Source organism: Deltaproteobacteria bacterium, assembly GCA_016874755.1.
Taxonomy (GTDB): Bacteria; Desulfobacterota; Binatia; order UBA9968; family UBA9968; genus DP-20.
In genome coordinates this window covers 1-14395 of sequence record VGTH01000027.1, presented here as the reverse complement: position 1 = coordinate 14395, position 14395 = coordinate 1, and the positions used below count along the sequence as shown (strand labels likewise).

General features: G+C 57.1%; 12 protein-coding genes. 8 read left to right on the top strand and 4 right to left on the bottom strand.

Annotation, left to right across the window (positions count from 1 at the left end):
* Positions 1 to 400: 400 nt before the first annotated feature.
* The 3 genes from FJ145_16535 (at position 401) to FJ145_16525 (ending at position 3711) form a co-directional block, all read left to right on the top strand.
* Complete coding sequence (locus FJ145_16535) at positions 401 to 1804, top strand: MFS transporter (GenBank protein MBM4263025.1); 1404 nt, start codon at positions 401 to 403, stop codon at positions 1802 to 1804.
* A 275-nt stretch (positions 1805 to 2079) separates the two neighbouring features.
* A complete protein-coding gene (locus FJ145_16530; GenBank protein ID MBM4263024.1) occupies positions 2080 to 3051 on the top strand; it encodes an amidohydrolase in 972 nt (323 codons plus the stop codon).
* Between the two features lie 45 nt (positions 3052 to 3096).
* Positions 3097 to 3711: a CatB-related O-acetyltransferase gene (locus FJ145_16525; protein MBM4263023.1), complete on the top strand. Its 615-nt coding sequence runs from the start codon at positions 3097 to 3099 to the stop codon at positions 3709 to 3711.
* A 25-nt stretch (positions 3712 to 3736) separates the two neighbouring features.
* On the opposite strand, the gene FJ145_16520 is transcribed toward FJ145_16525, so the two are convergent.
* The 3 genes from FJ145_16520 to trpE are packed head-to-tail and all read right to left on the bottom strand — an operon-like array spanning position 3737 to position 6210.
* On the bottom strand, positions 3737 to 4153 hold the full coding sequence (locus FJ145_16520; GenBank protein ID MBM4263022.1) for a hypothetical protein: 417 nt from the start codon (positions 4151 to 4153) through the stop codon (positions 3737 to 3739).
* A gap of 6 nt (positions 4154 to 4159) precedes the next feature.
* Positions 4160 to 4726 carry an aminodeoxychorismate/anthranilate synthase component II gene (locus FJ145_16515; protein ID MBM4263021.1) on the bottom strand — a complete coding sequence of 189 codons (567 nt, stop codon included), beginning with the start codon at positions 4724 to 4726 and terminating at the stop codon, positions 4160 to 4162.
* Positions 4723 to 6210 carry an anthranilate synthase component I gene (gene trpE / locus FJ145_16510; protein ID MBM4263020.1) on the bottom strand — a complete coding sequence of 496 codons (1488 nt, stop codon included), beginning with the start codon at positions 6208 to 6210 and terminating at the stop codon, positions 4723 to 4725. Before trpE ends, FJ145_16515 begins: the two co-directional genes overlap by 4 nt.
* A gap of 301 nt (positions 6211 to 6511) precedes the next feature.
* Here trpE and FJ145_16505 point away from each other — a divergent pair, with 301 nt between their 5' ends.
* The 3 genes from FJ145_16505 to FJ145_16495 all read left to right on the top strand — a co-directional run bounded on the left by FJ145_16505 (position 6512) and on the right by FJ145_16495 (position 9879).
* A complete protein-coding gene (locus FJ145_16505) occupies positions 6512 to 7291 on the top strand; it encodes an IclR family transcriptional regulator (protein ID MBM4263019.1) in 780 nt (259 codons plus the stop codon).
* 130 nt (positions 7292 to 7421) lie between these two features.
* The gene (locus FJ145_16500) at positions 7422 to 9422 is read left to right on the top strand and encodes a (Fe-S)-binding protein (protein ID MBM4263018.1); all 2001 of its coding nucleotides are present in this window, start codon (positions 7422 to 7424) and stop codon (positions 9420 to 9422) included.
* 19 nt (positions 9423 to 9441) lie between these two features.
* A complete protein-coding gene (locus FJ145_16495; GenBank protein ID MBM4263017.1) occupies positions 9442 to 9879 on the top strand; it encodes a DUF192 domain-containing protein in 438 nt (145 codons plus the stop codon).
* Between the two features lie 54 nt (positions 9880 to 9933).
* Here the strand turns inward: FJ145_16495 and FJ145_16490 are convergent, their stop codons facing one another.
* Positions 9934 to 11001, bottom strand: coding sequence for a hypothetical protein (locus tag FJ145_16490; protein MBM4263016.1), 1068 nt, complete (start codon positions 10999 to 11001; stop codon positions 9934 to 9936).
* A 159-nt stretch (positions 11002 to 11160) separates the two neighbouring features.
* Between FJ145_16490 and tldD the strand changes: the two genes are divergently transcribed.
* Both tldD and FJ145_16480 read left to right on the top strand, forming a co-directional pair.
* Complete coding sequence (tldD, locus tag FJ145_16485; GenBank protein ID MBM4263015.1) at positions 11161 to 12606, top strand: metalloprotease TldD; 1446 nt, start codon at positions 11161 to 11163, stop codon at positions 12604 to 12606.
* A 113-nt stretch (positions 12607 to 12719) separates the two neighbouring features.
* Positions 12720 to 14075 carry a TldD/PmbA family protein gene (locus FJ145_16480; GenBank protein MBM4263014.1) on the top strand — a complete coding sequence of 452 codons (1356 nt, stop codon included), beginning with the start codon at positions 12720 to 12722 and terminating at the stop codon, positions 14073 to 14075.
* The last annotated feature ends 320 nt before the right edge of the window (positions 14076 to 14395 follow it).

Genomic DNA, 14395 nt, shown 5'->3' with positions numbered 1-14395 from the left:
GAGTTTGACTGTCATTTCAACGGCGCGCTCGTACTACATTGCGCGCGTGCAAAAATTATCGCCAAGCTGTTGCCGGCCTGCGCCATACACAAAAGGGGTCCGACACCCTCCGAAGCCGCAGTGGACTTCGCTTTGGAACAACAGCGAAAGCCATGCCAACTAGGTTAGATCTGGTCGCAACTTCGTAAAGCACCGATGCTCCAAGGGTTTCTGGATGTAGAAAGAAAATTTCATAGAGTTTCTAACGGCCGTGAAGCGAACAAAAACGTAAAATGTTGGACAAAAATCGAAAGCTCATCTCGCGTGCTGAACAAAATTGCTCAACAAAATCTTTGCCGCGCTAGTTTCGTTGGCGCCCAACATGCGTTAAGGATGGTAAAACCCGCCGCGCCGTTCCCTTATGTCATCGCAAGCTCCTTCGTTATCTGAATCGCCACTGTCGCGCGCTGAGGAGCGAGCCATGCTCACGGTGACTGGCCTCGCGGCGTTTCTGTTCTTCAACAGCTTCGGCAGCATCGGTGTGGCGCTGCCGGCAATTCAAAAACAGTTTGGCAACAGTCTCGCCGAGTTGCAGTGGGTGACGCTGATGGGTGTCGTCACCATCTCGAGCTTGTCGTTTTGCTTCGGCAGGGCGGGCAACATTTTCGGTCAGCGCCGTTTGTACAAAATTGGTGTAGCATTCTATGCGGCCGGCGCGGGCCTTGGGGCTTTGGCAGATTCGTTTGTTGCCTTGTTGTTTGCGCGAGCGGTGATGGCCATGGGCTTGGCGATGGCGCTGCCCATGTCGACCGCGATCTTGGCGGCGAGCTTCGAGGCGTCACGGCGCGGCCGTGCTTTGGGATTCTTCGCCGCCGCTATTGCCGTCGGTCGCATGTCTGGCCCGACGGTCGGCGGTTTTCTTCTACAAGCGGGCGGTTGGCGCTGGATTTTCTGGATGAACTTTCTGGTTGGCGTCGCAGTCACGATCTCAGTCGCGCAGATCCTTCGCGGTATCGGCGCGCGCCGCCCCGAGCCCTTCGATTTCGCGGGCTCGTTGGCACTGCTCATAGGCTATCCTGCTTTGTTGATCGGCTTGACCTTTGGCGCGAAGATCGGCTGGCGCGAGCCGCTCGTGTTAACGGCGTTTGTGATCGCGCTGTGCGGTTTGAGCGCGTTCTTGGTTGTCGAGCTCCGCGTCGTGAAGCCGTTGGTGGAGGTCGCGATCTTCCGCCGCGGCCGCATGGCGGTGGCCCAACTGGTCAATGCTTTAACGCACATGCTGCATCAGCCGCTGGCGCTGTGCGCGCCGCTGTATTTACAAAACGTGCTCGGCGCTTCGGCGGTGCAAGCAGGCTTGCTGTTGGCCGTCTTGCCGTTGTCGACTGCGCTGGCTTCGCCACTGAGCGGTCGGTTGGCCGACCGCTTCGATGCGCGGCGCATCGCTGGCCTCGGCGCCGTGACGATAGTTCTTGGCGTTGCGCTCTACGCGCGCCTTGGCGCGCATTCGACGTTTCTTGGCGCGAGCGCGGTGTTGGCGCTGATCGGTTGCGGCATCGGCTGCTTCACGCCGGCCAATCAGAAGATGGCGTTTTCATCCGTCGGGCAAGAAGATTATGGCGTGTTAGCAGCGATGCTAAGCTCGTTCGGCACCTCGGCAGGCACCATCGGTATTACCCTGGCGGTGGCGCTCATGGAAAACGCCGGTGGTCGCCAGCTATGGAGCGAGCCAACGGTATTTGCCCGCGCGCAGAGCTTTGCGTTTGCGTGGCTCTTGCCAATCGGGTTATTGGCTATAGCAGTCTCGTTTCGCTGGCGCCGTACGTAGAAGAGAGACGAATGCGCGGATCTAGGCGCAAAGAACCTGGCTCGGTGAAGTGCAAAGAGAATTTTTCACCACGAAGCGCACGAAGGACGCAAAGTTCGGAGAAAACTTCTTGATTTTCTTACCTTCGTGGTCTTCGTGGCCTTCGTGGCGAATATTTCCCCTCCGAAACATTGTGCCTTTGCGGGAGATTCTTCCGGTCGGTTGCGGCTCCCCGCGCTGGGTGCTTCGTGGTGAGATGGACTTTCTTAATTTGAGGCAGAACAGAGGTGACAACCATGGTTATCGATTTTCAACATCACTATGTGCCGGTTGAATTGGCGAAAAAGCGCGGGCTCTATTCTGAAAAAGGCGAGAGGACCTATCTGCAAGAGGGCGGCAAGCGCGCCACCACCCTGCACACGCGGCTCTACGATCTCGACTTGCAGCTCGAAGAAATGGCTGAGGCCGGTATCGATTGTTCGGTGCTTTCCTGTCTGCTTGGTTGGAGCGCGCCAATGGCAGAGTGCCGCATGATTAACGAGGACCTTGCGAAGGTGCAGGCGAAATATCCGGGCAAGTTCGTCGGTCTGGCGCAGGCGCCGGTGCTCGAAGGCAAAACCGCCGTCGCTGAAATCGACCGCGCCGTGCGCCAACTTGGGCTCAAGGGCACGACCATCACTTCGCAAACCGATGGATTGTCGCTCGACTCGGAAAAGCTGTACCCACTATACGAAAAATGTTGTGAGTTGGACGTGCCGATTTTTGTGCACCCGTCGCTTGCGCCAATCGGCTACGATCTCTTGCAGGACTACGATCTGCCGCGCGTGCTCGGCCGCGAAGTCGATCTCACGGTGGCGACGACGCGGCTCATCGCTGGCGGCGTCTTTGACCGGTTTGCTGATCTCAAGCTCGTCATCGCCCACTTCGGCGGCGGCATCGCCGCGGTCAAAGACCGCCTGCTTAACAAAGGCTACCGCTTTGGCACGTTGAAACAGCCGTTAGGCGTGTACTTCGACAAACTCTATTTTGACCTTGCCGGCTTCGAAGGTTGTCTGCCGGCGCTCAACTGCGCCCTCCAAGGGATGCGCCCGGAGCAGCTCGTCTTTGCCAGCGACTATCCGCAGGACTTCAGCGGCGTCAACACCGACACCGGCAGGGGGATGAAAGACATCCGGGCCTATATTGGCGCGGTGCACGCGCTCGAACTGACAGCTGGCCAAAAAGAGGCGATTCTCAGCGGGACGGCGAAGCGGCTCTTGAAGATCTGATCTTGCAATCAAGCGGAGAATTGATCGCAATAGACTGTACAGCCGATGGCCAAGAATACTTCGATCAAGAAAAAAATTGCGGGCCTCCTGGAGCATGTTCTCAAAGAAGATGTCTCCACGCGGGCCTTACAGGAGCGGTTCCCAGAGTACGAATTTGGCAGAGGCAGCTACGCGGGCGACTTGGAGGTGTTGTCGTGGGGCGAAGGCGCGACTTTGCGGGTCGGCAACTTCTGTTCGATCGCCGACGGCGTGACGATACTCCTTGGCGGAGAGCATCGCACCGATTGGGTAACGTCTTATCCTTTTAGCGTTCTTTGGGACAAGGCGCGCCACATTGTCGGACATCCTGCGACCAAAGGGGACGTCACCATCGGCAGCGATGTCTGGTTGGGCCGAAAGTGTTTGATCCTTTCGGGGGTTACAGTTGGCCACGGTGCCGCGGTGGCCGCCCATGCAGTCGTCACTAAGGATGTTCCGCCCTTCGCCATCGTTGGCGGCAATCCCGCGAGAGTGATCAAATATCGCTTTACGCCGGAAGAAATCGCAGGATTGCTGAAGATTGCTTGGTGGAATTGGCCCGATGAAGAAATTCGCAAGAGCCTGCCGTTTCTACTAAGCAATCAGATCGGCGAGTTTATTCGCAAACACGATTCGAAATAGTACCGCGCAGGGCGCCGCTGCGCCGCTAGATTTCTTTCCAAACCTTCGCCAGACTGTCGCCGTAAACGCTCAAATCCCACTCGCAGAAATAGCCGAACGGTGTGATCCAGACCTGGTAGCCGGTTTCGCGCAGCCGTTGGGCTGATCCTTCGATAAATGCTTGGGCATAGGCTGCGCTCGCCGTCGCGCCGCCCAGGTGGGTGAAGGAGTGCAGCACAATGTTTTTTAGGCCGCGTTTGTTGGCGAGCCATTTGATGTGCTTGAGGCTCTGGCGCAGTACGGACCCTTGCCGTTCGTCGCTTTCATCCTTGGCTTCGGCATGAACGAAAATGACGACGGCTTCAGCAACGCTTTCCTCGATGTCCAGGTCGGGGACATCCGGCAACGTTTTCGAGTGGCTCTTCCAGCGAAAGCGTTTAGTCTGAAAGCACAAGAGTTTCATCGCGCCTTAGTAGCTATCGAGGAAGTTCTTTAAGAGTTTTTTGCCTTCCTCGGCGAGAATCGATTCGGGGTGAAATTGCACGCCTTCAACCGGAAATCTCTTGTGGCGCACCGCCATGATGATGCCGCCTTCGGTGCGCGCGCTGATGGCCAAGTCTTCCGGCACGCGGGTGGAGTCAATGACTAGCGAATGGTAGCGCATGGCGGCAAAGGGGTTTTTTACTGCACGAAAGATGGTTTTGCCGTCGTGGCTAACTGCGGACAGTTTGCCGTGCATGATCGACGGCGCGCGGATGATGGCACCGCCGTAGGCGGCGCCGATCGATTGATGGCCGAGACAGACACCGAGAATCGGTGTCTGAGCGCCGAAGCGGCGGATGGCGTCACAGGAAATACCGGCTTCTTTCGGTGTGCAAGGGCCCGGAGAAATGACGATCTTCTCTGGGCGCAGCGCGGCGATTTCGTCGAGGGTGATTTTGTTGTTGCGAAAAACTTTGACGTCGGCGCCGAGCTCGCCCAGGTAATGATAAAGGTTGTAGGTAAATGAGTCGTAATTGTCGATCAGGAGGATCATCGCTTCCTCCATTGCTCGGCCAATTCAATCGCTTTGAGCATGCCGCGGGCTTTGTTGAGGGTTTCTTGATATTCGGACTCGGGATCGGAGTCGGCGACGATGCCGGCGCCGGCGTTGATATAGGCTTTTTTGGCTTTCATGACGATGGTGCGGATGACGATGCAGGTATCCAGGTTGCCGTTGTAGCCGAAATAGCCAATGGCGCCGGCGTAGAGGCCGCGCTTCTGCGGCTCTAACTCGCTGATGATCTGCATGGCGCGAATCTTCGGCGCACCTGAGACCGTGCCGGCGGGGAAGGCTGAGACGAACAGGTCGAAGGCAGATTTCTCCGGTGCCAGCTGGCCGCGCACGTTGGAGACGATATGGATCACATGTGAGTAATGCTCGATCGCCATCAATTCGTTCACTTCCACGGTCCCGATCTTGGCGACCCGGCCGACGTCGTTGCGCCCTAAGTCGACCAGCATAATATGCTCGGCGCGTTCTTTGGGGTCGCCGAGCAGCTCCGCTTCTAGAGCGCGTTCCTCTTCCGGGGTGACGCCGCGCCGGCGCGTGCCGGCGATGGGGCGGAGCTCGATGGTGTCACCAGTCAGGCGGACCATCGTCTCGGGTGAGGAGCCGATGACACGCAGGTCCTCCAGTTCCAGATAATACATGTAAGGCGATGGATTGATGAAACGCAGGGCGCGGTAGATCTCGAACGGATCGCTTTGGGTTTCGGTCTCCAGCCGCTGGCAGAGCACGGCCTGGATGATGTCGCCGGCGCGGATGTACTCCTTAGCCCGTTCGACGGCCTGTTTGAATTTTGCCGGCGACAAATTGGAGCGAAATTTGACTTTGCCGTTGCCGCCGGCCACGGCGCGGCTTTCGATGCCGCGCGGTTTTTTTTGCAAAGTCGAAATGACTTTTTCGATGCGCGCGCTGGCTTGATTGTAGGCTTTGCGCAGGTCGGTGCCGGTGTCGATGCGCACGTTGTCGATGACCTTGATGGTATGTTTCAGATTGTCGAAGGCAACTAGCGTCTGCACAAAGAGAAAAAATATCTCGGGCGTGTCGAGCGGGTCGCGCTTGTCGCTGGGCACCTCGTGCAGCTGCGCCACGGCATCGTAAGCGACGTAACCCAACGCGCCGCCAAAAAACGGCGGCACGCCCGGCACCGTCACTGGCTTGCAGCCTTTTAATAGCTCTTCGAGCATTTTGAGCGGCTCGGCGACGGTGCAGCGTTTAGTCTTGCCATGTTCGATGATTTCGACCTGATCGCCGCGCGCTTTGAAGACTCGCTGCGGGCGGGTGCCAAGAAAAGAGTAACGCGCCCAGCGCTCGCTGCCTTCGACGCTTTCGAGCAGGAAGGCGTAGCGATCTCGCTCCAAACGCTTAAAAAAGGAGAGCGGTGTTTCCAAGTCCATCAATAGTTCTTGATAGACCGGAACCAGGTTGCCGCGCTTGGCGAGCTGGACAAATTCTTTAAATGTCGGTTGAAGCATGCGTAGAAACAAAAAGGGCCATGAGGTTTCCCCATGGCCCTGCCGCCGTTCGTTGCGCCAATTTAATATTTAGCGATAGCGCCGGCAGGGATCGATTCGCCAGCCGCACCAGGATTGCACTTTACGCGTGAGACCTACTCGCTGTGCCACAAACAGCATTCTGCACGATAGCTTCTAGGCGGTCAAGCGGCAGGAATTTCGTCATTTGACAAGCCGGACCCCCCCAAGGTAGGTTAAAACGCTTTTTTGGAACCAAACGTGGAAAGCTACTTGTTCAGTTCTTGGTAGGGAAGAGGGGACCATGGTCCGGCGTGAAAAATCTAACTACACAATTCAGTCCGTTTCACACGCCCTTGACGTTCTGGAGCAGTTCAATGGCAGCATCGAAGAGATCGGCGTCACGGAGCTGAGTAAACGGTTAAAGCTGCACAAAAACAACGTGTTTCGCTTGCTCGCGACCTTGGAAGCGCGCGGCTACATCGAGCAGAACCGGCTGACGGAAAATTATCGACTCGGCTTGAAATGCCTGCAACTCGGTCAGACTTTCATTCATCAGACCGGTCTGTTGCTGCAATCGCGCGCCGTTTTGCAAGAGCTTGCCAAGTCGTTGAACGAGAGCGTTTTCGTGGCTGTGCGCAAAGGCGCCGGGGTCATTCCCCTCGACTTCGTCGAAGCGCGCCGGCCGGTGCGGGTCACGTCCTTTCTTGGCACCCTGCTGCCGCCCCATTGCACGGCCGCGGGCAAGGTCCATCTGGTTTTTGAATCTGAAGCGGCACTGGGCCAAACCCTGCCGGAACGTTTGCAAAGCTACACGGACAAGACGATCGTCGACCGCCATCTGCTCGATCAACAGATAAGGGAAATCGGCGAGCAGGGGTACGCTGTGGAGCAACAAGAGTTCGCTCAGGAAGTCAGTTCGGTGGCGACGCCGATACGTGACTATACCAGGACGTTGGTGGGCAGTCTGGCGGTGATCGGGCCGAGCCACAGGTTTTCATCTGAGGTGATTAGATCTAGCATTGCGCCAACGATTCTGCGCGCGAGTAGCGATCTTTCCAAAAAACTCGGTTATTCCGCTTAGACTGCGACTGAGGCTGCCCTGAGCGTTGTCGTGCGCCCTTCAATTGGGTTGCGCTTGTGACGATCTACGTGCTTTGGTTGACGAATGTTCTTAGCGGAAGGTGCGAGAAACGGAGGTCGGTGGTGGCGGTATGTTGACCGGGATCGAAAAAATCTTGTTTTTGCTGCTCGCTAGCGCTGCCCTCTACTACGGCGGCAAGCGATTCTGCGAAGTTTACCGTGCCATCGCCCGTGGCAAACCCGATGCTCGTTTCGACAATTTGGCCGAGCGGATTCGCCGTGGCCTATGGCAGGTCTTGACGCAGCAAACGGTTTTCAAGACGCGCCCGGTGGTTTCGTTTTTTCATGCGCTAATTTTTTATGGCTTTGTCAGCTATTTCGCGGTCAATTTCGTCGACCTCGTAGAGGGCTTTTTCGCGCTGAAGCTGCACGGCGGGCTTTGGAATCCGTTTAATCTGCTCGCCGATTTCCTCACCTTGGGCGTGCTGGCGGGTGTGGTCGGCATGGTGCTGCGGCGCTTTGTGTTTCGCCCAAAGGATTTTTCGTTTGCCGACAACACGCCGGTGCTGCCGGAGGTGCGCGGTGGGATTGCGCGCGACTCACAAATCGTTGCGGCTTTCATACTGTTTCACGTCGGCTGCCGTTTGCTGTTCAAAGCGACCCAGGTGGCGCGCCAAGGCCACGATCCGTTCTTGCCGGTTAGCTCTCTGTTCGCGGGCCTTTTCTCGGCGGTGAGCCCCGGCGTGCTCGAAGTGTTGAATCATCTGTTCTGGTGGGGTTCGCTCGGCGCCATTTTTTGCTTTCTCCCTTATTTCGTGCGCTCCAAGCATATCCATATTTTTACCGCGCCGATCAATCTGGCCCTCAAGCAGGACAAACCGGGCGTGCTGCAACCGATGGACTTCGAGAAAGAAGACGCGGTCTTCGGCGTGGCCAAATTGGAAGAGTTCACCTGGCCGAGGCTCTTGGACTCCTACGCCTGTATCATGTGCAACCGCTGCCAGGACGTGTGTCCGGCCAATGCCACGGGCAAGGCGCTCAGCCCGGCCGCGCTATTGATCAACGAGCGCTATGAGCTGAACAAGATTTTGCCCGCGTTTGCCTCTGGAGAGGCTAGCCCGCGGCCGCTGCTCGAGTTTGCGATCAGTGAAGAAGCGACCTGGGCCTGCACGACCTGCAATGCCTGCATCGAAATTTGCCCCGTCGGTAACGAGCAGATGCTGCACATCCTCGACATCCGGCGCGAACGTGTGCTGAGTGCCGCCGAGTTTCCTAAGGGCTTACAAAACACTTTTAATAATATGGAGCGCGCTGGCAATCCGTGGGGCATGGCGCCGGACGAGCGCATGGTGTGGGCCAAAGACCTGCCGTTTCCAGTGCCGACCCTCGCCGAGAAGCCCAATCCGACCGTGCTCTATTGGGTCGGCTGTGCCGTCGCATTTGATCCGCGCGCCCAGAAAATCGCTCGCAGCCTCGCGGAAATCTTTCATCAAGCTGGGCTCGATTGGGCCGTCATCGGCCGCGAAGAAAAGTGCACCGGCGACACGGCGCGCCGCACCGGCAACGAATATTTGTTCGCGCAAATGGCCGCGGAAAACGTCGCGGTGCTCGACGAAGTCAAAGCCAAAACCATTGTCACTAACTGCCCGCACTGCTTTCACACGATTGGTAACGAGTACCCGCAGTTCGGCGGCAATTATGTGGTCAAGCATCATACGGATTTTATCAACGAGCTGATTCGCGACGGAAAAATCAAACTGGCGGCCAATGGCACGGACTCGATCACCTATCATGACCCCTGCTATTTGGGCCGCCACAGCGGGATTTTCGATCCACCGCGCGCGTTGATCCAGGCGACCGGCGCCAAACTCACCGAGCCTGAACGCAACCGTTCCAATAGTTTTTGCTGCGGCGCCGGCGGCGGCCAGTTTTGGAAGGAAGAGGAAAAGGGCAAAGAACGAGTGAGCACCAACCGCTATCGCGAGCTAAAGCAAAGCGGCGCTAAAACCGTCGCCACCGGCTGCCCGTTTTGCATGCGGATGATCACCGAGGAAACCGCCAAAGAAGAGCCGGAGGTCGCGATGCAGGTGATGGACATCGCCGAGATCGTCGCCCGCAGCGTGGTCAAGTAAGGTGAAAGCGCTACGGCTACTGGTTGCGGGAATTTTGCTTATGGCTGCAACGAGCTGTCAAGCTGAGCCCAAGGTGACGATCACGACGCGCGACGGCAAAGCGATTGCTTTCTCCGTGGAAATCGCCGACACACCGTCAAAACGTGAGATGGGCCTGATGTATCGCAAAGAGATGGCGGCCGACCGGGGCATGATTTTTATTTTCCCACAAGAGTATCCGCAGTCGTTTTGGATGAAAAATACCCCGCTGCCGTTGGATATGATCTTCATCAGCGCGGGCAAGAAAATCGTCGGTATCGTCGAGCAGGCGGTGCCTTTTTCCCTCGATCCGCGCGGCGTGCCAACGCCTAGTCAGTTTGTGCTGGAGATCAACGGCGGCCTAGCGCAGAAGCACGGCATTCGGGTCGGTGATGCCGTGGCTTTTGATGGCATCGATGTTGCCGCCGTGAAGCAATAAAAAAGCGACCGGGCTGGGCGCCGCGGTCGCTTTTTGTGAACACAGAGGGCGAAGTTAAATCTCGTCGAAGAAATAGGGGCGCACCGGCGCCAACTTCTCCTCGTATGAATCCGGATACATAAACCACAAACTGGCGGCGATACTGCTTAATAACGAATTGCCGTCCTGGGGCGTAAAGCACGTGCCGATCACTTCTTTGTGGTTGTGGATCGTCAAGCTCTGATTAACGATCACGGTCTGGTTGAGAATTCGCCCGAACAGACCGTGATCGCGGCCGAATGAAAACACCGAGGCGGAGGAAGCTTTGTTTGTCAACGCAACACGGCGCGTTGAGCGGAAGCGGCGCAAAAGTTCGTCCTTGTCGATGGCGCGGCGCAGTCGCAGGTTGAAATGAATCGTGTGCATATACTGGGTGTTTAGTTTCAACGCCGACGAGAAAATATTCAAATCTAGCCCCAAGGTTTTAAATAGCTCGTGCGCATCGTGGCCTTGATGCGTGCCGAAGTGTTTATCGTCATGCTTGCCGGCCTCGGGCGCTGGAATGAAATCACCCTCTTGACTCAGATCGTTGGCGCGGCGCATACAGACAAAACGGCTTTCGGTCAGATTGTCTTCCTTCTCCGGCCCCAATGCGATGGTATCGATCAGCACGGCGAGATTATGGGTGTTGCAGCTCACGACCTGAATGAATTGGTCTTTGCCTTTGACCAATGCTTTATCGTTGATCCCTCGTGCGTATTTTTTGCCGAAGCCGTCTTCGCTGCCCTGGGCTATGAAGCCGCGCCCGTTGCCGGCGTATTTATTGTAGATCTTTTCCTTGTTCTGGTTGCCCACCGGGGTGCAATCGATAATGACACTGGCGCGCTCAATCGCCTCTTCGGCTTCGAAAGTTGGCTCCATGCCCATTTCAACAAACTTCGACCAGCGGTCTTTGTCGACGGCGAGCTTGGCACCCTTGGCGCCGGAGACTTTAACTTTGGAACGGTCGGTCAATAACGGCGTGCGCTTATGGAAGGTCACTTCGTCGATGCCAAATTGTTCCCGAAAGGTGGATAGGATGCCTATAAGGGGCTCGCCAATGGTGCCGGTGCCGACGATGTGTACGATTTTCTTGTTAGCCATAAATTCCTTCCCCCACAGCCGTTGCTGGCGAAATTGTAGCCCAATGAGTGCCGGTGTCAAGTTGGAAAGTCGCCGGTGCTCTGCTCTCCATATCAAGTAAATGCGCGCCTTTAAAGGTCGGCCGCCACATGATAAAAATTTCGTAAAGGAGTAACGCTTATGAAACAGGAGAATCTCCCGGCGAAGTTTTTCGACAGCAATTTTGGCATCGGCACCAAGGATCTTGACAAAGTTGTTGGCGCGGCGCTCGGACAGAAGGCTGACTACGCGGACCTGTTTTTTGAATATCGCAAGAACGAAGGCGTTAGTCTTGAAGAGGGGCTCGTCAAGAACTGCTCGCAATCGACTTCCAACGGGGTCGGGGTGCGCGTGCTGGCGGAGGCCAAGACGGGCTACGCCTACACGGACGATATCACGATCAAGAATTTGGAAATCGCCGCGCGCACGGCGCACTACATCGCGCAGAATCGCGTCGGCCAAGCTCCGGTGCCGGTGGGGCAAGCAAAGGCCGAGGCACATGACCTGTATCCGATCAAAACCCCGGTCAACGATGTGCCCCTCGACACGAAAGTCGCGCTGCTCTACGAGATCGACAAATACGCCCGCGCCCTCGATCCGCGGGTAAAAAACGTCATGGCGTCGATCGGCTGCGAGTACAAGGTCATGCTGGTGGCGAACTCCCAAGGCCTGGTGATTGGCGACGTCCAGCCGCTGACGCGCCTGAATGTTACCTGCATCGTCGAAGAAAACGGCAACCGCCAGGTGGGCAGCTTTGGCGGCGGCGGGCGCGTCGAGTTTGGTTTTTTCATCGACGCCAAAGATTACGAGCGCTACGCGCGCGAAGCGGTGCGCCAAGCGGTGCTAAATCTGTCAGCCAAGGATGCGCCGGCTGGAACGATGGACGTCGTGCTTGGCCCCGGTTGGCCGGGCATTCTTTTGCACGAGGCGATTGGCCATGGCCTTGAAGGCGACTTCAATCGCAAGAAGACCTCGGCATTTTCAGACCGTATTGGCGAGAAAGTTGCGTCGGAGCTGTGCACCGTGATCGACGACGGCACGATTCCGTCGCGCCGCGGCTCGATCAACGTTGACGACGAAGGCACGCCGACGCGCCGCACCGTGTTGATCGAAAAGGGTATCCTCAAAGGCTACCTGCAGGACAAGCTCAACGCCGGTCTGATGAAGATGGCGCCCACCGGCAACGGCCGGCGCGAAAGCTACGCGTGTATTCCGATGCCGCGTATGACTAATACTTTTATGCTTGCCGGTGAGAGCGCGCCGGAAGACATCTTGCGCTCGGTGAAAAAGGGGCTCTATGCGGTTTCTTTCGGCGGCGGCCAAGTCGATATCACCAGCGGTAAATTCGTTTTTTCCGCCAGCGAAGCCTATCTGATCGAGGACGGCAAGGTGACGACGCCGGTGAAGGGCGCAACGTTAATTGGCAACGGCCCCGACGTGCTCACGCGCGTGTCGATGGTCGGCAACGATCTAAAACTAGACGAAGGTGTCGGCACCTGCGGCAAAGACGGCCAGTCGGTGCCGGTGGGGGTTGGGCTGCCGTCGATTCGCATTGACGGACTCACGGTCGGGGGGACGGCGCACTAAACCCATCGAGGCTTGCGGGATTACTCGGGGAAACGGTGACTTTATTCCGACGATCCCGAGTGGCGCGAAGCGCGTATCGAGGGATTGAACCGCTGGAACGGATTGGAGAGAAGATGGAACGTCCAGAGCTGACCCAAGAACTCGGCAGAGAAATACTTGCGAAGGCAAAGAGTCGCGGCGCCACGGCGGGCGACGTCGTGATGGTTGAGGGTGATTCATTTTTCGTCACCGTGCGCATGGGCGAGGTCGAGAAGATCAGTCAGTCCGGTGAGAAACGTCTCGGGCTGCGCCTGTTTCTCGGCAACAGCTCGGCGTCGGCATCGACCTCAGATATCTCGCGCGACGCCATCGACAAGCTGATCGATGACACGGTGCAGATGGCGCGGGCGACGGCGCAAGACCCAAGCGGCGGGCTGCCGGCTAAGGAGCTGTTGGCGCGCAACGTGCCGGATCTGGCCTTGCTCGATGATGCAGGAGGCACGCTGTCGGTGGATGAGCGTATTCAAATGGCGCTCGATCTTGAAAAGGCAGCATTGAGTCATGACCCGCGCATTACCAATTCCGAAGGTGCGGAATTTTCCAATGGCTCGGGCCGCGTGATTTATGCCAGCAGCGAAGGCTTTGCCGGCGAATATCGCGGTTCGACCTATGGCATCTCGGTGGCGCCGGTGGCCAAAGAGAACGGCTCGATGCAACGCGACTATTGGTATTCGTCCAACCGCCGGTTCGATCGGTTGGAATCGCCGCAAGCGGTTGGCAAACGCGCTGCCGAGCGCACGGTGCGGCGCCTCGGCGCGCGCAAAGTGGCGACGTGTGAAGTGCCGATTATTTTCGAGCCGGAAATCGCCGGCTCGCTCCTGCGCAACTTATCTTCGGCGATCTCCGGTTATGCTTTGTACAAAGGCGCGTCGTTTTTGGCCGGCAAATTGGGCGAACAGATTGCATCGGAAAATGTGACCGTGATCGACGATGGCACGATCGCCGGCGCGCTGGGTTCCAAGCCCTTCGATGCCGAGGGATTGCCCATCAGCAAGAAAGTCATCGTCGAAAATGGCAAGTTGCAGAGCTATTTGCTCGATACTTACAGCGGCAAAAAGCTTGGCATGCCCTCCACCGGCAATGCGTCGCGATCGGTCGGCGAACCTCCCGGCGTGTCGCCGACCAATTTCTACTTTGCCGCCGGTACGCACGGGCCGGAGGAAATCATCGGCTCGGTCAAGAACGGCTTTTACGTCACCGAGCTGATCGGCTTCGGCGTCAACATGGTGACCGGCGACTATTCCCGCGGCGCCGCCGGTTTGTGGATCGAAAACGGCAAGCTCACCTATCCCGTCGAAGAAGTGACCATCGCCGGCAACTTGAAAGAGATTTTCAAAAACATCGAAATGGTCGGCAGCGACTTGGAAATGCGCGGCCGGATCGCGTCGCCGACGATTAAAATTTCCAAAATGACGGTGGCGGGAAACTAACTGTTTGCCAGCAGTCTCCCCCATCCCTCGACGGGTGGGATGATGCCGGGACGAATCAGATCGTTCCATACTTCCGCGCTCAAGTTGGTGAACGCCGGCTTGTTGAATTCTTTTTCCAAAGCGGGAATGACGTGCAGGCACAAAGCCGCACCTCCGGGCACGGAGAGTTTTTAGTTCTTTTAGCAGATTATCTTAGTGCGGCCCAGTTTGCGTAGAGCTTGTATAGCTCGTCCATGTAGTTTTCTGCATTGGAAAACGCTATCAATATACGGTTATTGGACCGATTCCAACCAATGCGCTGCCCGCCGTAACCACTGGCC